Here is a 25,230-nt window from a genome sequence, read left to right as displayed (position 1 = left end):
GCTCCCGGAAACTAAAGGCTAAACGCTGGGGTTTTCTAACCAAATTGACCTGAATACAATGAAAATTACCCTGATTGCTACCTCACCGCGCAAGAACAGTAATTCGCTGCGCTTTGTGAGCTACCTCCAGCACCTTCTGGCTGAGGAGGGCCAGCATGACGTTACGATACTAGATTTTGAGCAGTACGATGTTCCATTTGTTGGCCAGGGATCTGTAAAAAGAGAGACCCTGACCCCCTTTCAGGCCCAGTTGATCAGCGCCTGGGAAGCGGCCGATCTGGTACTTTTCGCGATGCCCGAATACAACTGGACAGCGCCACCACAGGCCACTAATCTGGTTCACCAATTGGGAGGCCCAGCCTTCAAACACCTGTTTGAGAACAAGGTATTCGCCATGGCGGGTATCTCGAACGGACGCGGTGGGCGGCAACCAGCGCTGGATATGACAACCGTGGTAAACAAACTGATTAGTTTCACCAACAGCTACTCTATTGTATCGCCGAAATTATACGAGTCGCACGAGACGGATAAAAATTTAGATGAACAGGGCCATTTTGTTGGTCACGAAGTATATGAACGTACCGCAAAGGCGTTTTTGCACTATACTTTAAACGTGACACAACGCTGGATGGCTTCGAGTTTAGTGGAGAAATAGGCCTGGTGCAACAGCTTTTCGTTATGTTCAACGACAAAAGGGTGCTTAATGAAGGCACCCTTTTGCCGTTGAACGAAGTATGTATAGAGTGCTAAACAGGCTGTTTTTACAGCAGGCTCTCTCCTTACAGAGACTATAGCCTTTCAGTAAATATATTGATGCAAGACAGTTTAAAGTATGATCATTGCATTTATCTTTAATTGTTGGTAGAACACAATCTGTATGTTAAAAAGATGATGCTTCATGTTCTTCTCTGCAACCCATCCACACGGTCCTATCAGGGCATAAAAGCAGCCTTTGTGGGCCTGTTGATCTTGCTTACTCGCAATTAACATCCCGATAGGATTAGGCTGCTACCAGTTTTTCAAGCGTAATTTACCTGATAAACCCAATCGGGTAATTTCACTTTGTGCATATCTTTTTATACCAATCGACAGCGATTACCTTCCATGAAGATTGCCATACAATTTCTTCTATTTAGTTGCGTATACATCTGTGGACAACGCAGTTATGCGCAAAAAGCCAATAAAGAGCGAGATAGTTTACTTCAAATTTTGCCCAAACTTCCCCAGGATTCTGTACGATTTGAAGCGTTATACACCATTGGGAATAGCTACAAAGCCACAAATGCCTACAAATCCCGCCTGTATGCGATGCAGGCCCTGCAACTAGCCCAGCAGTTACATATGGATGTTGCCGAAGCGGACGCCTACAACCTTATTAGTGCTACGTATCGAATTGAAAGCAATTACCCGTTGGCCAAAACGTATCTTCTGCGAGCCATTCCTATTTGGGATCAGATGAAAAAACCAAAAGGCTTAAGTCAGGGCTATAACAACCTCAGCAATATGCTGATTGAAGGAGAGAAAAATTATGATCTAGCCCTTGTCTACGCGAAGAAAGCCCTGGAAATCAACACGAAGGAAGGGCTAACGAAGTATATTCCTGAGACCTATAATCAAATTGGGCTGGTTTATAAAAACAAGGGCAACCTCCAGCAGGCTCGCTATTATTTTCTTGAAGCGGCACGACTGACGGAGAAAGGCCCGGCAGAGAAACAGGCCAATCTGAGCATGTTTTTCAATAATCTTTCGAAAGTAACGCTTGAGCAGGGACAGCCTAAAGAAGCGCTTGCCTGGGCGCAACGGGCCACAACGATTAACCAGCGCTTCGACAATCAGCTCTCCATGACCTACAGCCTGGAAAATACAGCTCGCGTCTATGCCAGCCTTGGCAAATTGAAGCAAGCTGAAGCGCTATTTACCCAGGCACTTACGCTGGCGAATCGGTTGAATGCACCCAAACGAGTGCTGGATATTTACAAGACGATGAGCGACAGCTATCAGCAGGCAGGCAAAACGAGCCAGGCGTTAGCTGCCTACCAGCGGTTTCATACACTCAGCGATTCCGTATTTACTGTTGAACGGGGCCACCAGTTAAATGAACTGCAAATTCAGTATGAGACGACAGAAAAAGAACAACATATAAATCAGCTCAACCGGGAGAGCGAACTTCACCAGCGGCAGATGATTTATCTGGGTAGCGGCAGTGGACTGCTCTTGCTGTTATTAGGCTTTTCGGGCTGGCAATATAGACGTATCCAGCGTAGCCGCACCCGGATCAGCCAACAGTCCGATAAGCTAGAGTTACTCATCAAAGAACTACACCATCGGGTAAAAAATAACCTGGCGCTCGTATCCGGCTTATTGAATCTGCAATCCTACCAGCCCTATAATGAACAAACACTTCAGGTGGTCAGGCAACGTATTGAAGCCATGTCGCTCATTCACCAACGGCTTTATCAGACTGATTTATTGACGCAGGTCAATATCTTCGATTACCTGACAGATCTAACGGAAAGTCTGCTACGTGCCTATGGTTTTCAGCCCAATGAGCTTGACCTGACTATCGCCATCAAGGTAGAATGGCTGGATGTAGATCAGGCAATACCGCTCGGTCTGATAGCGAACGAGGTTATTACAAACGCCCTGAAATACGCTTACCAGAAAATTGACCATACTCCCTCTTTACACATATCCCTGACGAACGAGACAGCCCTTCTGTTTGAAGTAACCGACAACGGCGCGGGGTTCGATCCGGCAACATGGCAGAAACCCAACGGCTCATTTGGCAAACAATTAATTAAAGCGCTGTCTGCCCAGCTAGGTGGCTCTTATGAGCTTGATACAGGGCCAACGGGCACTCATTTCCAGTTGCATATGCCCAAAATAGCCTAACTTGCACTACCTCTTTACTCTTAATCAAAAACATGCTTACAACCTCTACTGAGCCGACTTCTATTCTGATTGTCGAGGATGAAGCAATCCTGGCCCTGGATCTTTGCGTTCGTCTTGAAGCCGAAGGCTATACCATCGTTGGCACAGCTACGACAGGCCGGCAGGCGCTGGCCTTATACGAACAACAACCTGCCGATATAATCATTTGTGATATTAACCTGCGTGGCGATTGGACTGGCATTGACACCGCCCGAAAACTGAAAGCTCACCGGCCCGTACCGATTATCTACCTGTCGGCCTTAACTGACCGCATGACGCTTGACCTGGCTAAAGATACCAAACCGGCTGCCTACCTGACCAAACCCGTTACGACCGATAATTTGCGCATTGCCATTGAAATTGCCCTGAGCAACTTTGCGGAACTATCGTCAAAACCTAAAACTCCGGATATACAATCGATTCCACTCACGGCACGCGAGGGAGAAGCGATTCTTCAGGTGGGAGAATATATCTTCATAAAACAGAACTACCAGTTCGTTCGTCTGCACCAGGCCGAAGTGCTTTATGCTGAAGCGGAGGATAAGTACACTACGTTGGTGACGACCACGCGAAAATTCGTTCTACGGCTGTCTCTGGCGGTTTTGCTGCAACGGCTCATGGATATGACACTGGTTCGCGTGCATCGCTCATACGCTGTAAATTTAGGCCGGGTAGACTCGTTTAATGATTACGAAATACAGGTTCCCGGACAGACACTACCCCTTGGGCGAGTGTATAAAGATGATTTTCTACGTCACTTTCGTGTACGCTAATTATGTCCAGCAGGTCTTACACCCAAAAATCAGCAGTTAGCTACGTGTTTCCCGTCGTTCACGGCATTTTTTAATCCAGATGGTAACTATAGATTATCTTTGATATATATCAGTTCATAAAACCGTCTTCTCTATGACCCTACTTTACGAGCCTACCCCCCGTATCTGGAAGCTTCCCCAGGCTTGCGTACCCGTTTATTCGGTGGTTCTGCCAGCATACAGCTAGCGGCTACGGCTGTTAATCGACGGCCAGCCCGAATCATAGACAACACGTTAACCTTTTATCGTGAGCGGGTGATCTTCCGATCTAGCTCGCCACTGGTTTGGGAAGGTTGCTTGATCTGGTCCTTCACGATGGTGTTACGAATGCAGCTCATCGACAGAAAAGCGTGCGTTTGAGATTTTTCAGTACACCATTTTTCAGCTTACCCAAAGCCTGTTTCATTTTCATTGAGTATGAAAAAAATAGTACGTACGCTTTTTACTTTATTGATCGTCGGGCTAATGCTGTGCTCCGTACATCAATCGTTTGCCCAGCGAACGCAAATCAGAGGATTTGTGGATGTGCTTAGTTACTATCAGGGTGGAAAATTAAATTTCGGATTGGGTGAACAGGATTTGTTCATTACGTCCGAATTGAACGAGCGTTTATCATTTCTTGGCGAAACGGTTTTTAAATATTCCGCGGATTCGCCAACGCTGTTTGATATAAGTATCGAGCGGATAATTATGAAATATAACTACGCCGGAAACCACAGTGTATTGATTGGAAAGCATCATACACCTGTCAATTACTGGAATGATACGTATCACCACGGACGCGTATTTTTTCCAACCATTGAACGGCCACTGGTTTTTTCAGAAGGGATTATTCCACTCCATACAACCGGGGTAAGTTTACAGGGGCAAAACCTTGGAAATATTCGCTTTGGCTACGATCTGATGGTGGGCAACGGACTAGGCTCGGGTGATCTGGCAGATAATGATAAATTCAAATCCGTTACAGCAGCCATGCACATAAAACCAGTTGATGGTTTACGGCTTGGCGCTTCTTTTTATCATGATGTTATCTCAGGTGGATCGGTTCTCCATAATCACGCGGGCGGACCACCAATGATCATGTCTCAGGTAAATCAGAATCTGATTACGGGATCGGTAGCTTATTTCTCAAAAAAATATGAACTGCTGGTTGAAAGCACGATGGCGATGAGTAAATCGGATTCGCTGGGCATGCAGAATACGATGGCAACCTACGCGTATGCTGGCCTGAAAGTCACTGAAAAGCTCATACCGTATGTTCGATTTGATGACATTCAATACAAAAACAAGGAAGTATACTTTTCTAATAATAATGCCCAATCGTTCATTGGGGGCTTACGTTACGAGCTAAACTATCTGGCTGTTTTAAAACTTGAATACCAGTATACAAAACGACAGATGTCTACTGACACGGATAAAATAACTCTTCAATTAGCCATCGGTTTTTGAACAAAAGTAGTAGCATATGAATTGGATTTACCAACTTTCGATCGGTATAGCGGTAGCTCTTTTGTACGATGGATTTTCGCCAAAATCACAGGACGTTAATCTGGCGATTATCGGTAATGCGAAAGGAGTGCCAGCAGAGATGAACATAAATCAACTGAAGTCAACGATGAAAGGCGAAAAACTTCGCTGGCCCGATGGCAGTAAAGTTGTTATAGCGCTCATGAAAACGAATACGCCAATAGGGCAGAATACGAGCAAAAAGATTTACAATATGAGTTCTGATGAATTGAATAAATACTGGCTCGCCTTAGTGTTTCAGGGCAAGGCAGACGCCCCTAATTTTTTCAATTCTGAAAGTGAACTGGAAGAATTCGTGGCGCAGACAAAAGGATCCATTGGTGTTGTTAATCAGGTTTCGCCCACAAACAGAGCTATACTAATTGACGGAAAAAAGTTTTTATGACACACAGGTAGTATTCAGACTAATAAACTAGTTAATGTCAAAAATTACAGGCATAATACACGAGATTCTTCTTGTTCGGAAGGTATTGCCCGTACGTTTAACTGTCAAAACAAAAATATGGATGACAGTCATTACAATTGTGTTGCTGTTTTCATTCTTTGTTTTACTATATCTGCCGGCTATTCAGGAACGTAGCCTTTTAAGCAATTTCAACAAAGAGGTACAAAATCATGCCAACACAGTTGCCCTGGGTGTGAAGATCGCCATGACTGAACAAAATTTTGAAGGGGTGAAAACCGCGATGGATTTTGTTAAAAAAGATCCGCATCTAGAGTTCGTAAGTTTACTACAAATTGATACTACGTGGAACAAGAATCATTCAGCTTATAAAATAAATAAAACTATTTTTAAAACATTTCCAGAAAATAAAAAGGTAGACCTGAATGCGTTGTCGAATGATTTAAGAATTGTAAAACGAGCCTCATTTATGACCCCATTAATGAATGGCGAAATTTTGCTAGCTTCATCGACAGAAGAAATTATTGAGACCAAAAAACAAATACGTGTTACGTCCTTACTTTTTAGTCTTTTAGTTTTCACCGTTGGCATTGTTATTGGATTTGGCTTGGCGAAGAATATATCAGTACCCGTACTGGAACTAAGAGATGCGGCTACGAAAGTAGGTAACGGTGACCTTACTCAACGAGTTAATAGTAAATCGAGGGATGAAATTGGAGAGCTTGGTATTGCTTTTAATAAAATGGTTGCCGATTTATCCAAGGCCAGAAAGGAAGTAGAAGATCGCACAAGTGAATTGGTTTTAGAAAAGAAAAAATCCGATGAATTGCTCGAAGACCTGAAGAAAACCCTAGTTGACCTCAACGAAACACAGGAGCAACTGATAGGCCAGGAGAAACTGGCGTCTATAGGTCAGTTAACGAAAGGCCTCCTTGATCGACTTCTCAACCCACTGAATTATATCAATAACTTTTCTGCCGTATCAAAAGATTTTTTAATAGAAAGCAAAGAGCTGATCGATGTAGAAAAATACGTATCAGATGAGATTATTCATGATGATTTAATCCCATTGCTGAATATGACTGAAGCTAACGTCGACAAAATACTCGAGCATGGGACTAGTCTATCCCGTATAATCAGAAGTATGAGTAAACTATTAAAGGTTAAGTCAACTATTTTTATTGATACTAATATTAATACGTTCCTTGACAACCAGATTGTCAAATATTTACAGGAAATAAAGCAGAATAACGATGATTTTTCTGCACAAATAATTACTGATTTTGCGGCTAGAAATTGTACCGTTAAGATATTACCGACTGAGATGGGTTCTGTTATTCATAGTATGCTAAATAATGCGCTTTACTCATTGAAGGAAAAAGCATCGACAGATAAAACGTTTGTACCAAAGCTAACCCTAAAGACAACCTGCGGAGGAGATTATGTCGAATTAAGAATAGAAGACAATGGAAAGGGAATTCCGGCCAATGAAATGAAAAACCTTTTCCTGCCATTCTTCACGACAAAACCAACGTCGAAAGGTACGGGCTTGGGATTATATATGAGTCAGGATATTATTAAAGCCCATAAAGGGAGTATATCTGTGGATACGCAGGAAGGTCAGTATACTGCTTTTCTGATTCGCTTACCTACCGTTTAATAGATTTTTCCGGGTTCCTTTTGCCTGCTCCTACCTATAACTCAAAATTTCAATCCTGCGCTTTTTCTTACACACAAAAGTTAGTAGTTTGCTCCTCTTAAACAGTCGTTCACGGCGTATTTCTCCCAGTCTACTCAGACACGCAGTAGATTTGATTACGCTAAAGCAGCAATAGGTGAAGCCAGATTTAAACGGTCGAATCTGTATAGGCTTTCTGCTTCTATTCGCATTTAATTTTAATATACTCTTTTTTAACCAGTCCTACTTAGTGTAGGCCAAACCACTTAATTAGTTTAAAATGACAACTACAGAAGTTAGCTCCGTAGAACACAACGTGCACGTTATGCGTACCATTGTTGAAAACAATGATGCCAGAACATTTTCAAATTATCTTCCTTTAGTAGCGGAAGATTTTGTAGGACACACCCATTTTGTACCTGGCGATCTGCACGGCAACCAGGCATTGAGCGATTTTTTTTACGTGACAGAAGAAGTGGCCTTTCCCGATGGTTCGCATGTTATTCATAACTGTTTCGGCGAGGGAGATATGGTCACGCTGGAGCTTTCCTACGAAGGTACTTTTACGGGTCCACTGCCCGACGGAACGCCACCAAACGGCAAAAGAATCAAGTTTCAGTATAACATCATGTGCCGGTTTGCCAATGGTAAACTGGCCGAATTGTGGTGGTATCCCTACGACTCCTATACACTCATGAAGGAACTTGGCATGATTTAAAAATCAATAAATCATGAATTTCAAGCAAAAACTTCATTCGGGGGAAGTCGCCTATGGATTAACCTTAACCATTGGTAATCCGCAAATCGCAGAATTGGTCGGCAATCTTGGTTTCGATTGGATTTGGATCGAGACCGAACATACAACAATGGGTCTGGAGACCGTATTAGCCCAATTACAGGCAATTTCGGGCACTGGGACAAACGCTGTTGTGCGCGTAGATTGCAATGACCAGACAACCATCAAACGGATTCTGGACATTGGGCCGGATGGCATACTTATTCCATCTGTCAATAGTCGGGAAGATGCCGAGAAAGCCATAAAATTCATCAAATACCCTCCCCTGGGTGAACGAGGCATTGGGCTGGCTCGTGCTCAGGGATATGGCCTTAAGTTGGGCAGCTACATAAAATCGGCCAACGACGAAGTGGCAACGATTTTTATGATTGAGCACATTCTGGCGGTTCAAAACATCGAGGAAATTCTGCAGGTAGAAGGCGTGGATGGTATCATTATCGGAGCGCTGGATCTGGCCGGCAGTATGAATCTTCAAAATGATCTGTCAAATCCGTTGATTGAAGTTGAGGTTCAAAAGGTATTGCTGGCCTGTAAAAAAGCAGGTATTGCCTGTGGCGCCTTTGTAGGCGATCCTAATCAGGCCAAAGCACGAATTCAGGAAGGTTTTCGCTTATTGACGCTGGGCGCTGATGTGCTGCTACTGGCCTCTTCAGCGAAGAATGTTCTTGATTCAGTGAAAAAAACCTGATATGAACATCTCCCATTTAAACAGATTAAGATAAGGTATTTAATCCGTTTAAATGGGAGCGATCAAGCGAGTTGACATTAAAAAATGAGCATACAGAGGCTGCAAATTAGCTTTTATACCTCATTTCTGATTCGCTTATACGCACCCTTGCCTAACTCACACCCATTAGCTCGTTGTTTACTCCATCAAAATTGTTGTTCACGGCAAATACGCCCATTGAATGAAAGAAAACCATAGCTTTGACCAAAAGAAAGATCTAGTTTTAGTTAAGTGAATGAGCGCAGACATGCGCCTTAACCTTCCTCTTATGAAAACATCCAGTTACGTTTCCACTCACACGTTAAGTCCGCCATAGCCATATAGAATCTGCTGGCTAATTAATCCGGTTTATATTGACCGTGGGCATATTGTGTCCTCAGTATTTGAGTGCATCCAGCCCCCGCATTGCTCTTATTTATCCTTTTTTATCAAAACTACTCTCTTTACATGTCAAAGAAAATTCTGGCTATCCTATCAGAATACGGATATTGGGGAATCGAACTGGTGGGGCCACTGACAAAACTCGAAGAGGCCGGGTACACCGTCGAGTTTATGACACCCAAAGGGAAGAAAGCAGAAGCCTTACCGCCCAGTTACGATACGACGTATGTAGATCCTCCCCTGGGCATGTGCGTTACCACGCCCCTTGCCGCCGACATGGTGAAGGCGTTTGAGGCAACGAACCGGCTGGAAGAACGTAAGAATATGTCGGAAGTAATTCCCGAACGGCCTTATTTCTCAGCGTCTGATTTCCTTCGGAAATTCGAAAAATACTTCAGTGACCTGAAAATAGCGCAGGAAGATCTAACTACCGAATACGCAGCTTTATTGCTCGTTGGTGGTAGTGGCCCAATCATCGACATCGTTAACAATCAGCGGGTTCACGACATTATTCTGGCGTTTCATAAGAAAGACATGCCGATCGGTGCTATTTGCTACGGGGTGGCTCCATTGATTTTCGCGCGGGATTTCAACGAACGTCGATCAATTATTAAGGGCAAACACGTTACAGGGCACTGCATTGAGTATGACTACCACGACGGTACGGGCTTTTTGCACACAGACCTGAATATGGGGCCACCACCCTACGTACTGGAATACATGCTGTCGGACGCTGTCGGGCCGGAAGGCCAGTATCATGGTAATTTTGGCAAGGAGACGTCGGTCATTGTCGATTATCCATTCATTACCGCCCGGTCATTACAATGCTCGTTTGAATTTGGCGATCAGTTTGTTAATGTTTTAGATAACGGACTGAAACGATATGGCTGGTAAGACTGGTAATCAGAAGGTTATCGAGCAGTTCCTGGCCGACGGTATGGACCACATGTTCGGTAATCCCGGCACAGTGGAACAGGGGTTTCTGGATGCCGTAGCCGAATACCCCGACATGAAGTACATCCTGACACTTCAGGAGAGTGTCGCCGTGATGATGGCCGATGGCTATGCCCGGGCTACTCAACGCCCAACGCTGGTGCAGCTTCACAGCTCCCCCGGCATTGGCAATGCGGTCGGGGCATTGTACCAGGCGAAACGGGGTCATGCACCCCTGGTCGTGATTGGTTCTGACGCCGGGTTGCAGTACATGAACATGGATGCCCAAATGGCCAATGATTTAGTGGCGATGATGGCACCCGTGACGAAGTACGCAACGATGGTACAATCCTCTAAATCGTTGCTTCGTACGCTACGTCGGGCGATCAAAATAGCGGGTACAGCGCCAATGGGACCGGTTTATGTGTGCATGCCTATGGATGTTCTGGACGAGATAAACGATGAGCCGGTGGTGCCAACCAGCTTTCCATCAACACGGGTGGCTCCCACATCGGAAGACATTGACGAGGCCGCCCAAATGCTGCTGGAAGCCGAAACACCGGTCATTTTTGCGGGGGATGGTGTAGCGTATTCCGGGGCTAACGATGCGCTCACCAGAGTAGCCGAGTTGCTGGGGGCCGACGTGTACGGTGTCGATTTCGGCGATGTATTTATCGATACGACGCATCCACTTTATAAGGGCACAACGGGTCACATGTTTGGCTCATTCAGTTATCCATTGACCAGCAAAGCCGATACAAACCTCATCGTTGGAACCTACATGGTGCCAGAGGTTTTCCCGCGTCTTGAAGACATTTATAAGCCGGGTGCCAGGGTGATTCACTTTGACCTCAACGCCTACGAAATCGCCAAAAATCACCACGTCGATCTGGGTATCGTCAGCGATCCTAAACTATCCCTGGAAGCTTTGGCGAAAGCGATTGAAGCAAAACAGACGGATGCGCAAAAATCAGCCGCCGAAAGTCGGTTGAAGGCCGCTCAGGAGTCGAAACAAACGCCCCCGAACGTAGCACAGCCCGAAACACCGTCGGACGTAGTAAAACCGTTGCAGATGGCCCAGTTTGCCGATGTACTGGCCCAGAAAGTGCCTGCCGACGTCATTATCTTCGACGAAGCGCTAACCAGTTCGCCTGCCGTTCAGCATGCCATTCCTCCCCGTAAGCCCGGCTCTTATTTTACGACCCGTGGCGGCTCGTTGGGTGTGGGATTTCCGGGTGCTATTGGTGTCAAACTGGTGCATCCCGACAAAACGGTTATTGGTTTCTCCGGCGATGGCGGCAGCATGTACACCATACAGGCTCTTTGGTCGGCGGTGCGGCATAATACGGGAGCCAAGTTTGTCGTCTGCAACAACGGTTCCTATAAACTGCTGCAACTCAACATTGATGTGTACTGGAAGGAACGTAGCATCGACAGCCACAATTACCCATTGTCGTTCGATCTCTCCTTCCCTCCTACCCGCTTCGACCTGATGGCCCAGTCGATGGGCGTTGACGCGGTTCGTGTCGAACGTATCGAAGAAATCGGACCGGCCATTGACCGGATGCTGGCCGACGACAAGCCGTTTTTAATTGATCTCGTGCTGGAAGGGAATCACCAGTCCGATTGGGTGAAAACAAATTGCTCGCAATAGCAGACAAGTAGTACAAACACAACTTTCCTCTTTTTTAATCACATTAGATTACGAATCAAGATGTTAACGAACGAATCAATTCAGAAACTAGCCGACGCCTGGTATAAAAAATTAGATGTTCATGCTCCAATGGTCGAGGTATTGCCTATGCTCGCCGACAAAGAGCTGGAGATGGTTTTCCCCGAAGCAACGATTTATGGCTGGGCGGGTTTCGAAGGCTGGTTTCAGCGGGTCATCCGCATTTTCTTCGACGAAGTACACACCCTCAAAGAAGTAACCCCAACGATTGACGGGGATAAGGCGACGGTCAAGGTGATCGTAAAGTGGGAAGCCAGTGTCTGGAATGCACCGGAAGCCAACAGCAAACGTATCATTGCCGACGCGTATCAAACCTGGGAAATGGGCGTCATCGATGGTAAAACGGTGATTACGAAATACGTAGTGGATGATTTGAAGTACTACGAAGGATCAGCCACTTTATAAACTCCGAAGCGCCATGACAAACGTACCAGACACTAAGCTCGGAGCGATGTACAAAGCTCATATTCAGTTCATTCTGGACAAGAATATTGAGGCTCTGCTGGATCAATATACCGATGATGCCCTGCTCATCAGCAGCTTTATGAAGACCCCGCTTTACTACAAAGGCAAAGAGCAGATTCGCGAACATATGCAGGGAATTCTGGGAATCGACGGGCTTGAAACAGACATTGTATTCTGGGCCGAGACCGAAAATCCCGAAACGATCATGATAACCGAACAGATTACCATGACCACCGCCGACGGCGAAAGCCATATGCGCTTTGCTGATAGCTGGGTACTACGTGATGGTCGAATTGCCATCCACTTTGCCGGGATGGTACAACACCCCGACGGATCACTGGCTTAATCTTACTACTGGCTTATTCCATCCTCTTTATGAACCTCGACTTACTCGTTAATCAGACTCCTTGCCAGCACGACGTAGCACCTAACACGCTGTTGATCGATTTTCTACGCGATGACCTTGCCCTAACCGGCACAAAATGGGGATGCGGTTCGGGGATGTGCGGAACCTGTAATGTATTGGTTGACGGCAAGACGACTAAAAGCTGCCAGATGTTGGCCGTTGAGGCCGACGGCTCTTCGATCACGACTATCGAAGGATTGGCAACCGACGTATTGCACCCGATTCAGGCCGCTTTCCAGGAAAATTTTGCCGTTCAGAATGGTTTTTCGACACCCGGTCTTGTAATGGCTGCTGTCGAATTGCTGAATGAAAATCCGAATCCCACCGAAGAGGAAGTCAAACTGTGGCTACGAGGCAACCTATCTCGTGAAAGCGGTTACCAGCCGGTCGTTAATGCCATCCTGGATGCGGCTGATCGTATTAGCGGCATCGACAATGGACACGCCCCTACCCCCGCCAACGGCCAAGGCATCGGAGAACGGGTAACGCCAAGAAAGACGACGGAAATATTGAATGGCAATGCCCAGTATATTGGCGATATGACGCTGCCGGATATGGTCCACGCGGCCATTCTGCAAAGTCCGCACGGGCATGCGATCATTAAAAATATTGATACCTCGGAAGCCGAAACCATGCCCGGCGTCATTCGGGTGTTTACGGCCAAGGACACGGAGCAGATCATGCCGATGCCGGTTATCTGGGTTCCGCCTTACGCCGAAAGTCACTTTTTGCCGCATCCATCAGGCATTGTTCCGGGGTCGCACCGGGTGTTTGCCACCGATCGGGTTCGGTTTGCGGGCGATCAGTTAGCCGCCGTTGTAGCCGAAACACGTGAACAGGCGTATGCTGCCTTAGAGAAAATCAAGGTTGATTATGAAGCCTTACCGGTTGTGCTCGATCCAGAGGAAGCACTAAAAGATGGGGCTCCTCTCCTGCACGAAACCGCGCCGAATAACCGCCTGATTCATGCCATGTTTGGCGATAAGGAGGCTACCGAGAAAGCCATTGCTGAGGCTGAAGTCGTGGTGGAGCAACGGATTTATAACCAGCGAATGATGCAGAATACCCTCGAAGTGCGGGGAGCCTTAGCTGATTATAATGCCAAAACGGATCAATACACGTTGTGGGCGAATACACAGATTCCGTATCCGCACCGCTTGCTGATTTCGCTTTACGTGCTTGGCATTCCGTATAATAACCTACGGGTAATCATTCCCTACATGGGTGAGAGCAACGGCTGCAAGGGGAACCTCTATCCCGATACACCGCTGGTGCTCTGGATGGCGAAACAGCTAGGTCGCCCGGTAAAGTGGGTCGATACGCGCGAGGGTTTCGCCCGGAACACGGCCCAGTCCCGCGATCAGGTTCAGTATGGAACGATTGCCGGGTCACGGGATGGCAAAATTTCGGCGCTCATGTGCCGGGCCTACAGCAACGTAGGCGCTTATCCGGTCATCAACGCGCCGGGTCAGCCATTGCCACTTATCGGGAAAAGCATCACGGGTGCCTACGTAATTCCGCATCCGTGCTATGAGGTTGATGTGGTCTATACCAACAAGGTACCAACCGCGCCCATGCGGGGCTCAGGCCGGGCCGAAGCCATTTTCTTTATGGAACGCATGATCGAAATGTACGCCCGTGAGATCGGCATGGACTCCGCCGAAGTGCGCCGGATCAACATGGTCAAACCCGATCAGTTCCCCTTCGACAACGGGCTGGGCTGGACCTACGATTCGGGCACCTACGAAAATCTGTTGAATCTTGTCCTGGAAAAAGCGGGCTATACTGACCTGGCGGCCATGAAGCTGGAAGCTAGTCAGCGCGGCAAATGGCTCGGTATGGGCATTGGTTCTTACGTAGCCGCAGCAGGCGTTGGCCCTTCCGCCAAGATGGGCGCCGAAGGGCTGCTGAGCGGTACCTGGGGCAGTGCTTACATTCACGTAGCGCCCTCGGGAGAAGTCGCCATCACAACCGGCGCGCAACCCCACGGACAGTCACAGGATACGACCTTTGTGCAGATTGCCGCCGATACGTTGCAGATTCCGATGGAGTACATCACGCTGAAGCACTCCGATACGTCGAACCCGATCTACTACGGCCAGGCCAGCTACGGCAGCCGGTCGCTTAGTGTGGAAGGCGCTGCCGTTAAGCAGGGCTGTCTGGCGATTATCCAGAAAGCACGGGAGTTTGCAGCCTATCTGTTCAAAATGCCCATTGACCTGATCGAATACAAAGACGGAAAAGTCATTGGTACGCCAGCCCCCGAACAGGCCGTAATGCCGCTGCAAGTAGTGGCGCTGATGCTCTGGTTCGGCTGGGACTTGCCCGAAGGCATGGCGCCCGGTCTGGAAACGACCGCGTATTTCGACCCGAAAAACTTCAATTTCCCCTTCGGTACGCACGTTGCCATTGTTGAAGTCGACCAGGAAACCTACAACGTCGAACTCAAACGATACGTAGCCGGCAATGATTATGGGGTTGTGGTCAATCCGGGGGTTGTGGACGGCCAGACCTATGGTAACATTGTTCTGGGCGTTGGTCAGGCGCTTTCCGAAGAAGGTCGCTACGATCCGGAAACGGGTATGGTGTTAACGACAGACTTCGATACGTATGCGATTCCGAGAGCCGACTGGTTCCCGAACATCGAGCTGATTCGCACCGAAACGCCATCACCAACTAACATTCTGGGCGCTAAAGGGGCGGGTGATGTGAGCAATCCGGGTGTTGCCCCAACGATTGTGAACGCCATTATTAATGCCCTGTCAGACTTTGACGTCAAGCACATTGACATGCCTGTTACTCCCGAGAAACTCTGGGATATTGTTCATACTCATCAATTCGAAACGGTATAAAATCATGATCGGAACACAACTTACCTACGAAGCACCCGACACGCTGAAAGGTGTGCTTGACCTGATCGGCCGTCAAGGGTATCAGGTATTAACCGCCGACCAATCGCTGGTCAGCACCCTGAAAAAAGGAGCAGCGTCTCCTTTGGCACTGGTTAGTCTGCGCAAAGTGCCGGGCCTGGCCACTATAGGGAACGAGTCTGGCGAGTTACACATTGGTACGTCGACCTCCTATGCCAGCCTGCTCAAACACGATGCCATTAGCCAGTACCCCATTCTGGCGCAGGCATTAGCCACCATTCAGGACCCGCATCTCCGTCACAACTGCACCCTTGGGGGAGCACTGCACTACGGCGGTCATGCACACGCGGCCGTTCTCGCTGCGCTGATGGCGCTCGACGCCAAAGCCGTTGTGCTAAGTCGGGAAGATGATACGCGGCTGCCCATCCACTCTTTTAGTCAGTATGGCAAGCGAGTGGCGCTTCCGACGGGCAAACTGGTAACGGCCGTCGTCGTTCCGGCGGCTCAGCAAACTACGGGCTGCTACCTGGAAATAGAGCAATTGTCGGGCCGTCAACCAGCGCATGGCATAGCGGTAATACTACGTTCCTCGGAGCGGGGCGTGGAAGAAGCCCGGATCATCCTGGCCGGTTTCACCGAGCAACCTATCCAGTTGCAGCCGATAGAGACGTCGCTGAATGGTCGGCCACTGAACCTGGCGCGCATCGACGAAGCCGTTGAGATGATTGATGAAACGACGTTGCCCGTTACGGTCGGCAATGCTCCGCAAGGCTATTATTACCAGCTGGCCAAAGTGCTGATCCGACGTTCGTTAACTCAATTAAATAGTTAATTATTAGCAGTAATGATTAAATTAAAGTTACCTTCCTCTTTTTAATTAATAACTAATGGATACGAAAGCATTTTATGATTACCACCTGGTGTTGCTGGCCAACAAGGATGCGAACGAACTGGTAGAACACGACTACCACGACGATGCTGAAATGATTTTATTAGTGGCCGACGAGCCGATTCATATCAAAGGGAAAGAAGCGCTGAAAAAGCAACTGGGCGATTACATCGAGTACATCTATCGCGGCTTTATTTCGACGGAGAAACTAGCTACTACCGATGACAGTATTTTTCTGGAAGCGACGATTAATACAGCCAACGGTCCCGCGAAAGTGTATGACGCCCTTTACCTGAAAGATGGAAAAATCCTCCGCCATTACTCGGGCTTAAAATAGCCATTCAACCGCATCTAACTTCCTCATCCTTAACCAGTACCAGAATGAACCCAACTCCAGAAACGGCCAAGGCTACTATTACAAAAGTAGAAAAAGGGCCCTATACAGTCCATAGTTACCTTAGCCCGGAATGGGCTGAGATGGTTTGCTCCCAGATTATCGAAACACCCGCGTCATTAATGATTGTTGATGTTCAACTGCTCAGGGAACAGGCTCAGGCAGTTAAAGACTATGCCAATAGCCTCGGCAAACCAATAAACAAAGTGATCATCAGCCACGGTCACCCCGACCACTGGGCTGGGCTGGAGGTATTCAGCGACGTACCGAGCTATGCGCTGGCCGAATCGGTTAATGAAATAGCGAACTACGGGCAGGGTATGCTAGACAGCAAAAAACCCTATTTTGGCGATGCCGTTGCCGCCACCGTTACGGTGGTGCCACAACCGCTCACCGTTGAGAACGAAGTGTTTGATGGCCTGGAGTTAGTCTATCACAAAAATTTCGGGACGGACACTACCTTCTCGGTCATGATCGAACTGCCGCAACTGAACACGCTGATTGCGCAGGATCTGATCTACAACGGCGTATACCCTTACGTTGGCGACCGCAACTACATGACACAGCAGGTTTCGTTTGACACCTGGATCGCTATCCTGAAGGACGTAAAAGCGAAAGGCTACGAAACGATCTTTCCGGGCCACGGCCTGCCAACAGATTCCAGCATCTGCGACACGATGATTGAAACGCTGGAATTTGCAAAATCAGCGTATGCTGAAGCAACTGATGGGAATGACCTGAAGGAGCGAATCATGAAGAAATACCCTGACTACAAAGTTGTTGATATGCTCGACCTGTCAGCGTATATGCTTTATAGTAACCCATACGGGGCCTAGTCTATTTAACTAAAACAACATCTCAATCTATTATCTTTTTGCAAATCATGAGCAAGAACGTATTAATACTAGCGTCTAATGTAGGGCTTTGGGGCGAAGAATTACAGGCTCCCTGGGACGCCCTCAAAAAAGCAGGATTCAATGTTACCTTAGCCACACCTAAAGGAATTACTCCCCTGCCGCTGCAATTGAGCATGGATAAGGAGTTTGTGGACCCTATGCAGAACTACAATGTTAATCCGGCCGAAGTAGTTGATCGGATCAACGAAATTCTGGACACGGGCGAGTGGGACACCCCTATCAAAATTGAAGATGCCAAAATGGAGGATTACGATGCGCTGGTACTTGTAGGCGGTCCGGGATCTCCACTCGATATAGTTGGGAATGCGTTCGTTCATGATCTGTGCGTGAAAGCGTACAATCAGGATAAAATATTAGGGGCCTTATGCTATGCCGTAGGAGCTTTCGTTTGGGCGCGTGATGTCGATACGTTGCACCGCCCGATCATTTACGGCAAAAAAATTGTGGCTCACCCCCGCGCCTGGGATTTTACCGGCCCCCTCAATTACCCACTCGTTCGAACCACGCCCGAAAATGCAGGTACGGATCTGGTAACGCAGGGCTTTGTATTCCCCTTGCAAGTGATTGTTGAAGATGCTGTTGGCCCAATGGGCAAGGTGTATTCTGATCCAACCACCAACCGGGAGAAACCTCAGGTTATGTACGACCATCCGTTCGTAACGGCCCTGTCGGTTGAGTCGTCGATTGCGTTTGGCGATAAAATGGTAGAGGCTCTATCGGCCTAGTGGACGGGTTTGTGGACAGCGTGCAGAGACCTGCTTAAATCTTTAGCTAATACCCCAATGAAACTAAGTGGCAAAAAAATCGGAATACTTCTCGAAAGCGATTACTTCGAGAACGAGATTTTCTATTACAAGTACCGTTTCCCGGAGGAAGGTGCCGAACTCCATTTCCTGACCAGGCTTTGGGGGAATGATCGTATTACGTTCCTTGGGCACGAATACCGGGCTCCGATGGAGTGTTCGGAAAGTTTCGAGAATATGACCGATGAGGAACTGCGAAGTTACTCGGCCATTATTGTGCCGTCGGGTATGGTATCGGATCGGTTGCGGTACACGGAAGATGTTGAAAAAATTCCGCCCGCCACCGAATTCCTGAAACGCGTATTCGCCGAAAAATCGGTTTTGAAAGGCATCATTTGCCACGGCCTTTGGCTGGTAGCCCCCGCCACGGAACTGGTCAAGGGTCGGCCCTTGGTTTGCCACAATAACCTTATCGGCGATGCCAAAGCCTACGGCGCTGTCTACACCAATCAGGACGTAGTAGTCGACGGCGATCTGGTAACTGGCCGGTCGGGAGGACACGCCCATTTGTTCGCCAAAAAAATTATCGAGCTTTTATCCACGCCTAACTAACATGGCAGATCTGGTTTTTTCGCATATCGCGCTGTCCTGCAACGACATTGCCGTAACCGAGCAATTTTACACGACGCATTTTGGTTTCCAACGATCGCGGGCGATTCCACTTGGCGAAGGCAATGAAATCGTGTTTCTGAAAAACGGGCAGTCGGTTTATCTCGAACTGTTCAAGGCCGAAGGGAACCGGCCCGAGGGAACACCCGAGGCAGTAGCCGACGGCCCACATTACACGGGCGTCCGGCACATTGCCTTTCAGGTGACGGACGTAGATGCCACCGTGAGTGCCATGGGCGATGCAGCCAACACTACGTTGGGGCCACTGGATTTCAGCGATTTTATTCCGGGGTGGAAAACAGTTTGGGTGAAAGATCCCGATGGCAACATCGTGGAGATTAGCCAGGGCTACCACGACTAGACAAATAAGTAGTAAGTTAATAAGTAGTAAGCGTTTGATTGTCAACAAAATAACCATACTTACTACTTGGTAACTTGTGACTTACAACTTAACTCCCTCTAAACCGATTTTACACTCTAAATCAAAATAGCATTCATGGAAACCGATATTACAAGTGTTGCGCCGGGTGCCGATGGGCAATCTTCCGCCACGAAAACCGCCAACATGCGGATCGACTTCACATTTTCCGATACTATTTCGGGCTACGTTGTTGAATTTATCCCATCCGAAAAAGCATTCATCCTTGAAACGTCGGATGGTCGCAAATTCAAACTTTATCTGATTGCCTCTACTTATGCCCGCTCAGCGCGCAACCTGGACGAACCCTATCAGGATGCTACGGGCGTGATGTTTGAGATGCTTTCCCAAAAAGGCCAGTACGTTCATGCCTATGGTTCGTTCTATCCAGGTATCGATACGTCGGAACCGGTGTTTGAAGTCCAGTGGATGATCTTCCCGGGCCACCATCCGCTGGAGTATCGGCACGAAGGGCAGGATTGGTGGATTCACCAGATCAGCTCCATCGCATCGAGCTACCTCAAATGGCAGTTCAATTACCCTGAAGAGCCAATCGATTATAGCAAATACCGGACTATGCTTCACCTGGCCGGGGCCAAAAAAGGCGATTTCCTGCAAGAGACGGATACGATCTCGCGGATGATTTACGGCTTTGCCTCTGCCTACATGCTCACCGGCAACGATGCGTATCTGGAAGGAGCCGAAAAAGGCACCGAATACCTGCGTGAGCACATGCGGTTCTTCGATCAGGACGCCGACCTCATTTACTGGTACCACGGCCTGAAACTGGATGGCGCGAAGGAAACCAAGCTGCTTACCTCAGAATTTGGCGATGACTATTATTCCATCCCGATGTATGAGCAAATCTACGCGCTGGCTGGCCCTACGCAGACGTTCCGCATCACCGGCGACAAAAAAATTCTGTTCGACATCGAGAAGACCATCGACCTCTTCGAGATGTATTATAAAGACAAAGAACAGGAAGGGTATTTCTCACACATTGATCCCATTGGACTCGATCCACGCGATGAATCACTGGCTCACAACCGCGCCCGCAAAAACTGGAACTCGGTGGGTGACCACGCGCCTGCGTACCTGATCAACCTGTACCTGGCCACTGGTGAGAAGAAATACGCCGACTTCCTTGAGTATACCTTCGATACCATCACCAAGTATTTTCCTGATTACGAAAACAGTCCGTTTGTCCAGGAGAAATTCATGGAAGACTGGAGTAAAGACCAGACTTGGGGCTGGCAGCAAAACAGGGCCGTCGTGGGGCACAACCTCAAAATTGCCTGGAACCTGATGCGTATGCAGTCGCTGACACCCAAACAGGAATACCTGGATTTCGCCAAGAAAATTGCCGAACTCATGCCCGAAGCGGGCTCCGATCAGCAGCGCGGTGGCTGGTACGACGTAGTGGAACGGAAACCGATCCCCGGCAGCAAGCGTCACCAGTTCGTATGGCACGATCGCAAAGCGTGGTGGCAACAGGAACAGGCGATTCTGGCTTACATGATCCTGTATGGTCTTTTAGACGACAAAGAGTACGAAAAACAGGCGCGCGAAGCAGCTTCGTTCTATAACGCGTTCTTCCTCGATACGGACGATGGTGGCGTTTACTTTAACGTTTTCTCGAACGGAATGCCGTACCTGATGGGCAACGAGCGCTTCAAAGGCAGCCACTCGATGAGCGCCTACCACAGCACCGAGCTATGCTACCTGTCAACGGTGTATACGAACCTGCTGATCACCAAGAAGCCGACGTATTTCTACTTTAAGCCCTACCCCGATTCGTTCAAGGATAACATTCTGTACGTATCGCCGGACATTCTGCCTAAAGGCAGCATATACATCAGTGAGTGTTTCATTGACGATCAACCCTATACTGATTTCGATGCTCAGGCACTGACCGTAAAACTGCCTGATACCGACAAGCAGGTGCGTGTGAAAGTACTGATCACACCGGTGTAAATAGTTACTAAGTGGAAAGTCATTAAATTGTAAGTAGATAAGTCGTAGCTAGATTGGTTAATATCCAATTATAACTTACTCACTTACAACATACTCACCCACGACTTATCACTTAGTAACTTGACAACTTATCTAAACTCTACTACAGGTATGAACGTAACGTCCAGCACGGTTGACTCCATTATTCTTATTGAGGCATCCGGCAGTATTGATAGTAAAACTGCCCCTGAATTTGAGCGCACCGCCATGGCGGCCGTTCAGGGGCAGAAAGAAGTAATCATCGACTTAACGAACGTCGAATTCCTGTCGAGTGCCGGTCTGCGGGTTTTGCTGATGATCTATCGGCAGGTGAAAGCCAAGAGTGGAAAGGTGGTTCTGGTAGGCACGTCCGAAGAAATTCAGGACATCATGGCCAATACCGGATTTCTGTCCTTTTTCAGTACGGCCGACACTATGCAGGAAGGCATCGACATCCTTAAAGCCACCTAGTCATGACCGAATCGAACAGGATTGATTACTATCCTACTCACGAACACGAGGGTATTAAATTCCGTCGGGGGCATTCGCTGCCATTTGGGGCAACGATGGTCGCGAATGGCGTGAATTTCAGCATTTTTTCCAGTGCCGCTACGGCCTGTACCCTGGTTTTGTTTGAGCGGGGCGCCGATCAGCCGTTTGCTGAAATTCCATTTCCCGATGAATTTCGCATCGGGAACGTATACAGTATGACGGTATTTGAGCTGGATTACGAACGGCTTGAATACGGCTATCGGATGGATGGCCCGTTCGATCCGGGTCAGGGTTACCGGTTCGACAAATCGGTGATTCTCAGCGACCCTTACGCCAAAGTCATTGGCGGTCGGGATACGTGGCTAGCCAAACCGAACTGGGATAATGTATACCCTTATCGCTCCCGGTTGGCTTTCGAAGATTTCGACTGGGAAAACGACCATCCGCTCGAAACACCCGCCGAGGATTTGATTATCTATGAGATGCACGTTCGGGGGTTCACCCAACATCCCTCGTCGGCGGTGAAAAACCCCGGTACGTTCAGCGCTATTCGGGCGAAGATTCCGTACCTCAAAGAGCTGGGGATCAACTGCATCGAACTGCTCCCGATCTACGAATTCGACGAGTGGGAAAACAGTCGTCCAAGCCCCACAACGGGCGAAGTCCTGGTCAATTTCTGGGGCTACAGCACGGTGAACTTCTTCTCGCCTAAAGCGGGATATGCCGCCACCGGGAAGTTCGGTATGCAGGTCGATGAGCTGAAAACGCTCATTAAGGAACTGCACAAAAACGGCATTGAAGTGATGCTGGACGTGGTGTTCAACCACACCGCCGAAGGTGACCAGCGGGGACACACGATCTCGTTCCGGGGCATTGACAACAAGACGTATTACATGCTGACGCCGGAGGGCTATTATTTCAACTTCTCCGGAACGGGCAATACGTTGAATTGCAACAATCCCGTGGTACGTAACATGGTGCTCGACTGCCTACGTTACTGGGCGGCTGATTACCACATTGATGGGTTCCGCTTTGACCTGGCCTCAATTCTGGGCCGGTCGGCCGATGGCACTCCACTGAGCAATCCGCCTTTGCTGGAGTCGCTGGCCTATGACCCCATTCTGGCCAAGTGCAAACTGGTGGCCGAAGCCTGGGATGCGGGCGGTCTATATCAGGTCGGCTCGTTCCCCGCCTATGGACGTTGGGCTGAGTGGAACGGAAAATACCGGGACACGATGCGCAAATTCCTCAAAGGAGATCCCGGACTGGTGGGCGAAATGATTCAACGGCTCATCGGTTCGCCGGATATGTACAGTCAGCGTGGGCCAACCGCCAGCATCAATTTCATCACCTGCCACGATGGGTTCACGTTGTATGACATGTTTGCCTACAACAACAAGCACAACGAGGCAAATGGTGAAAACAACAACGACGGCGCCAACGACAATAACTCGTGGAACTGCGGCTGGGAAGGCGAAACGGACGATCCGGACATTAACTTCCTGCGGCACAAGCAGCTCAAAAATGCGCTTACCTTATTAATGGTCAGCCAGGGCGTGCCCATGATTCTGATGGGCGACGAAGTGGGCCGCACCCAGAAGGGCAACAACAATACGTACTGTCAGGACAATGAACTGAACTGGCTGGACTGGTCAGCGAAAGAGACCAACGCCGACATCTTCAACTTTGCCCGGCGCATCATCCGGTTCCGGCACGATCACCCTGTATTGCGTAGCCCCGTTCATTTTCGTTACTGGGACTACGCCGGCAGTGGCTACCCCGACATCAGTTTCCACGGCACCAAAGCCTGGAGCGTCGACCAGTCAGCCTCCAGCCGGGCGTTTGCGTTCCTGCTCGATGGCGATCACGCCAAAGAGGGCATTGTTAAAGACGTCATGGTCTATGTGGCCGTAAACATGTACTGGGAAGGACTCCATTTCGAAATCCCTGGCTTACCGGCCGAGAAAAAATGGTACCTGGTCAGTAATACGGATGTACCGGCCCCAAACGATAGCTTCGATGGCGGGAAGGAACCGCTGCTCGAAAATCAGCATGAATTTCTGGTTGGCGCCCGTAGTACGGTGGTGTTGATTGGTAAGTAACCCGAAAAATTTCACGTTAAAAACAAGTCTTAAAATGAGTTTTCACATACTCTCAGAAGCCAAAAAAATTGCCAAGATCACGTTGGTGGGCGAAATCGATTCGCTGTCGGCCCGTGAGTTTCAAAAGGAAATTGAGAAACTGGCAACCGGATCGCCAGATGAGCTGATTCTCTACGTTGAGAACCTCACCTTTATTTCGTCGGCAGGGCTGCGCGTCCTGATTTTCGCCAAGCAGAAAATGGGTACCAACCTGGCTATTTACATCGTCAAGCCCCAGGAATCGGTTCTGGAAACGCTCGAAAAAACGGGCCTTCAGCACAGCGTCAATATCGTGGATCAGTACCTTTAAGGCCGAACCATCTGGGTTCGGCCCGGTGGGAGCGTATTCGTCTGGCTGTGGCACAGTTAAAGAACGGTACTGATAATTAGCATTCACTGCTTCGGCAGTTGTCACCAAGCCACAGTTAAAGCGAATTAGCTCCCACTGCAGTAATCCGGGTTAGTATCCATTTTCAATCCTACTACGATGGAACGCAAAACGTTTCCGGGTACCCTCGATTCACTCGAGGGTATCCGGCAGGAGGTAAAAGAAGAGTCGCAGCGGGTTGGATTGTCTAAAAAGGCGACGTACAACCTTCTGTTGGCCATTGATGAAATTGCGACCAACATCATCATGCACGGCTATGAAGAAAATAACAAGTCGGGCGTGATTGACCTGCAGGTCGACCACAAGGACAATCAGATTGAGGTAGTTTTGGAAGACGACGCCCCCCCGTTCGATCCATTTCAGCATACATTACCCACGGAGGAATTCTTCAACAAGCCGCTTGAAGAACGACCTATTGGAGGCATGGGCATTCATTTGACCATCAATGCCGTTGATAAATTTCGTTACGAATTCGCGAACCACCGCAATCGAAATATCTTCGTTGTTAAGGTGGGGGACGCTTAAT

The 25,230-nt window shown here is 48.4% G+C and carries 24 protein-coding genes; all 24 read left to right on the top strand.

Going from position 1 to position 25,230, the window contains the following annotated elements:
* Positions 1 to 58 precede the first annotated feature (58 nt).
* The 24 genes from ACYVEA_RS10765 (at position 59) to ACYVEA_RS10650 (ending at position 25,229) form a co-directional block, all read left to right on the top strand.
* Positions 59 to 655, top strand: coding sequence for an NAD(P)H-dependent oxidoreductase (locus ACYVEA_RS10765; protein WP_461113428.1), 597 nt, complete (start codon positions 59 to 61; stop codon positions 653 to 655).
* 449 nt (positions 656 to 1,104) lie between these two features.
* A complete protein-coding gene (locus ACYVEA_RS10760; protein WP_461113427.1) occupies positions 1,105 to 2,892 on the top strand; it encodes a tetratricopeptide repeat-containing sensor histidine kinase in 1,788 nt (595 codons plus the stop codon).
* 32 nt (positions 2,893 to 2,924) lie between these two features.
* Positions 2,925 to 3,704, top strand: a complete 780-nt coding sequence (locus ACYVEA_RS10755) for a response regulator (RefSeq protein ID WP_461113426.1) — start codon at positions 2,925 to 2,927, stop codon at positions 3,702 to 3,704.
* Between the two features lie 456 nt (positions 3,705 to 4,160).
* On the top strand, positions 4,161 to 5,192 hold the full coding sequence (locus ACYVEA_RS10750) for a hypothetical protein (RefSeq protein ID WP_461113425.1): 1,032 nt from the start codon (positions 4,161 to 4,163) through the stop codon (positions 5,190 to 5,192).
* A gap of 16 nt (positions 5,193 to 5,208) precedes the next feature.
* Positions 5,209 to 5,655, top strand: a complete 447-nt coding sequence (locus tag ACYVEA_RS10745; RefSeq protein WP_461113424.1) for a hypothetical protein — start codon at positions 5,209 to 5,211, stop codon at positions 5,653 to 5,655.
* Positions 5,656 to 5,689: 34 nt separating this feature from the next.
* A complete protein-coding gene (locus ACYVEA_RS10740; protein WP_461113423.1) occupies positions 5,690 to 7,333 on the top strand; it encodes a sensor histidine kinase in 1,644 nt (547 codons plus the stop codon).
* 298 nt (positions 7,334 to 7,631) lie between these two features.
* Entirely contained in the window at positions 7,632 to 8,069 is a 438-nt protein-coding gene (locus ACYVEA_RS10735; RefSeq protein ID WP_461113422.1) for an ester cyclase, read from the top strand.
* A 13-nt stretch (positions 8,070 to 8,082) separates the two neighbouring features.
* Positions 8,083 to 8,835, top strand: a complete 753-nt coding sequence (locus tag ACYVEA_RS10730) for an HpcH/HpaI aldolase family protein (protein ID WP_461113421.1) — start codon at positions 8,083 to 8,085, stop codon at positions 8,833 to 8,835.
* A gap of 486 nt (positions 8,836 to 9,321) precedes the next feature.
* The gene (locus ACYVEA_RS10725) at positions 9,322 to 10,149 is read left to right on the top strand and encodes a type 1 glutamine amidotransferase domain-containing protein (protein WP_461113420.1); all 828 of its coding nucleotides are present in this window, start codon (positions 9,322 to 9,324) and stop codon (positions 10,147 to 10,149) included.
* Positions 10,139 to 11,842 carry a thiamine pyrophosphate-binding protein gene (locus tag ACYVEA_RS10720; protein WP_461113419.1) on the top strand — a complete coding sequence of 568 codons (1,704 nt, stop codon included), beginning with the start codon at positions 10,139 to 10,141 and terminating at the stop codon, positions 11,840 to 11,842. The genes ACYVEA_RS10725 and ACYVEA_RS10720 overlap by 11 nt, the downstream gene beginning before the upstream one ends.
* A 60-nt stretch (positions 11,843 to 11,902) precedes the next feature.
* Positions 11,903 to 12,325, top strand: coding sequence for a hypothetical protein (locus ACYVEA_RS10715; RefSeq protein WP_461113418.1), 423 nt, complete (start codon positions 11,903 to 11,905; stop codon positions 12,323 to 12,325).
* A gap of 13 nt (positions 12,326 to 12,338) precedes the next feature.
* Positions 12,339 to 12,731, top strand: a complete 393-nt coding sequence (locus ACYVEA_RS10710; protein ID WP_461113417.1) for a nuclear transport factor 2 family protein — start codon at positions 12,339 to 12,341, stop codon at positions 12,729 to 12,731.
* 29 nt (positions 12,732 to 12,760) lie between these two features.
* A complete protein-coding gene (locus ACYVEA_RS10705; protein ID WP_461113416.1) occupies positions 12,761 to 15,643 on the top strand; it encodes a molybdopterin-dependent oxidoreductase in 2,883 nt (960 codons plus the stop codon).
* 4 nt (positions 15,644 to 15,647) lie between these two features.
* Complete coding sequence (locus ACYVEA_RS10700; RefSeq protein ID WP_461113415.1) at positions 15,648 to 16,493, top strand: FAD binding domain-containing protein; 846 nt, start codon at positions 15,648 to 15,650, stop codon at positions 16,491 to 16,493.
* A 55-nt stretch (positions 16,494 to 16,548) separates the two neighbouring features.
* On the top strand, positions 16,549 to 16,887 hold the full coding sequence (locus ACYVEA_RS10695; protein ID WP_461113414.1) for a nuclear transport factor 2-like protein: 339 nt from the start codon (positions 16,549 to 16,551) through the stop codon (positions 16,885 to 16,887).
* Positions 16,888 to 16,931: 44 nt separating this feature from the next.
* Positions 16,932 to 17,780, top strand: coding sequence for an MBL fold metallo-hydrolase (locus ACYVEA_RS10690; protein WP_461113413.1), 849 nt, complete (start codon positions 16,932 to 16,934; stop codon positions 17,778 to 17,780).
* A gap of 47 nt (positions 17,781 to 17,827) precedes the next feature.
* Complete coding sequence (locus ACYVEA_RS10685; RefSeq protein ID WP_461113412.1) at positions 17,828 to 18,586, top strand: type 1 glutamine amidotransferase domain-containing protein; 759 nt, start codon at positions 17,828 to 17,830, stop codon at positions 18,584 to 18,586.
* Between the two features lie 57 nt (positions 18,587 to 18,643).
* On the top strand, positions 18,644 to 19,216 hold the full coding sequence (locus ACYVEA_RS10680) for a DJ-1/PfpI family protein (protein WP_461113411.1): 573 nt from the start codon (positions 18,644 to 18,646) through the stop codon (positions 19,214 to 19,216).
* A 1-nt stretch (position 19,217) separates the two neighbouring features.
* Positions 19,218 to 19,634, top strand: coding sequence for a VOC family protein (locus ACYVEA_RS10675; RefSeq protein ID WP_461113410.1), 417 nt, complete (start codon positions 19,218 to 19,220; stop codon positions 19,632 to 19,634).
* Between the two features lie 135 nt (positions 19,635 to 19,769).
* Entirely contained in the window at positions 19,770 to 21,665 is a 1,896-nt protein-coding gene (locus tag ACYVEA_RS10670; RefSeq protein ID WP_461113409.1) for an AGE family epimerase/isomerase, read from the top strand.
* A 150-nt stretch (positions 21,666 to 21,815) separates the two neighbouring features.
* Positions 21,816 to 22,154, top strand: coding sequence for an STAS domain-containing protein (locus ACYVEA_RS10665; RefSeq protein WP_461113408.1), 339 nt, complete (start codon positions 21,816 to 21,818; stop codon positions 22,152 to 22,154).
* 2 nt (positions 22,155 to 22,156) lie between these two features.
* Complete coding sequence (glgX, locus tag ACYVEA_RS10660; protein ID WP_461113407.1) at positions 22,157 to 24,277, top strand: glycogen debranching protein GlgX; 2,121 nt, start codon at positions 22,157 to 22,159, stop codon at positions 24,275 to 24,277.
* 34 nt (positions 24,278 to 24,311) lie between these two features.
* A complete protein-coding gene (locus tag ACYVEA_RS10655; RefSeq protein WP_093823383.1) occupies positions 24,312 to 24,626 on the top strand; it encodes an STAS domain-containing protein in 315 nt (104 codons plus the stop codon).
* A gap of 177 nt (positions 24,627 to 24,803) precedes the next feature.
* Entirely contained in the window at positions 24,804 to 25,229 is a 426-nt protein-coding gene (locus ACYVEA_RS10650; protein ID WP_461113406.1) for an ATP-binding protein, read from the top strand.
* The last annotated feature ends 1 nt before the right edge of the window (position 25,230 follow it).

This window comes from Spirosoma jeollabukense (assembly GCF_054777855.1).
The sequence above is the reverse complement of the archived record's forward strand: the minus strand, read 5'-3'. Positions and strand labels throughout refer to the sequence as shown.

Coding starts and splice junctions, on each gene's coding strand:
- ACYVEA_RS10695 (WP_461113414.1), top strand. CDS start 16,549: ATGGATACGAAAGCATTTTATGATTACCACCTGGTGTTGCTGGCCAAC.
- ACYVEA_RS10655 (WP_093823383.1), top strand. CDS start 24,312: ATGAGTTTTCACATACTCTCAGAAGCCAAAAAAATTGCCAAGATCACG.
- ACYVEA_RS10720 (WP_461113419.1), top strand. CDS start 10,139: ATGGCTGGTAAGACTGGTAATCAGAAGGTTATCGAGCAGTTCCTGGCC.
- ACYVEA_RS10690 (WP_461113413.1), top strand. CDS start 16,932: ATGAACCCAACTCCAGAAACGGCCAAGGCTACTATTACAAAAGTAGAA.
- ACYVEA_RS10760 (WP_461113427.1), top strand. CDS start 1,105: ATGAAGATTGCCATACAATTTCTTCTATTTAGTTGCGTATACATCTGT.
- ACYVEA_RS10670 (WP_461113409.1), top strand. CDS start 19,770: ATGGAAACCGATATTACAAGTGTTGCGCCGGGTGCCGATGGGCAATCT.
- ACYVEA_RS10730 (WP_461113421.1), top strand. CDS start 8,083: ATGAATTTCAAGCAAAAACTTCATTCGGGGGAAGTCGCCTATGGATTA.
- ACYVEA_RS10765 (WP_461113428.1), top strand. CDS start 59: ATGAAAATTACCCTGATTGCTACCTCACCGCGCAAGAACAGTAATTCG.
- ACYVEA_RS10745 (WP_461113424.1), top strand. CDS start 5,209: ATGAATTGGATTTACCAACTTTCGATCGGTATAGCGGTAGCTCTTTTG.
- ACYVEA_RS10680 (WP_461113411.1), top strand. CDS start 18,644: ATGAAACTAAGTGGCAAAAAAATCGGAATACTTCTCGAAAGCGATTAC.
- ACYVEA_RS10715 (WP_461113418.1), top strand. CDS start 11,903: ATGTTAACGAACGAATCAATTCAGAAACTAGCCGACGCCTGGTATAAA.
- ACYVEA_RS10710 (WP_461113417.1), top strand. CDS start 12,339: ATGACAAACGTACCAGACACTAAGCTCGGAGCGATGTACAAAGCTCAT.
- glgX (WP_461113407.1), top strand. CDS start 22,157: ATGACCGAATCGAACAGGATTGATTACTATCCTACTCACGAACACGAG.
- ACYVEA_RS10735 (WP_461113422.1), top strand. CDS start 7,632: ATGACAACTACAGAAGTTAGCTCCGTAGAACACAACGTGCACGTTATG.
- ACYVEA_RS10725 (WP_461113420.1), top strand. CDS start 9,322: ATGTCAAAGAAAATTCTGGCTATCCTATCAGAATACGGATATTGGGGA.
- ACYVEA_RS10750 (WP_461113425.1), top strand. CDS start 4,161: ATGAAAAAAATAGTACGTACGCTTTTTACTTTATTGATCGTCGGGCTA.
- ACYVEA_RS10675 (WP_461113410.1), top strand. CDS start 19,218: ATGGCAGATCTGGTTTTTTCGCATATCGCGCTGTCCTGCAACGACATT.
- ACYVEA_RS10650 (WP_461113406.1), top strand. CDS start 24,804: ATGGAACGCAAAACGTTTCCGGGTACCCTCGATTCACTCGAGGGTATC.
- ACYVEA_RS10740 (WP_461113423.1), top strand. CDS start 5,690: ATGTCAAAAATTACAGGCATAATACACGAGATTCTTCTTGTTCGGAAG.
- ACYVEA_RS10755 (WP_461113426.1), top strand. CDS start 2,925: ATGCTTACAACCTCTACTGAGCCGACTTCTATTCTGATTGTCGAGGAT.
- ACYVEA_RS10705 (WP_461113416.1), top strand. CDS start 12,761: ATGAACCTCGACTTACTCGTTAATCAGACTCCTTGCCAGCACGACGTA.
- ACYVEA_RS10665 (WP_461113408.1), top strand. CDS start 21,816: ATGAACGTAACGTCCAGCACGGTTGACTCCATTATTCTTATTGAGGCA.
- ACYVEA_RS10700 (WP_461113415.1), top strand. CDS start 15,648: ATGATCGGAACACAACTTACCTACGAAGCACCCGACACGCTGAAAGGT.
- ACYVEA_RS10685 (WP_461113412.1), top strand. CDS start 17,828: ATGAGCAAGAACGTATTAATACTAGCGTCTAATGTAGGGCTTTGGGGC.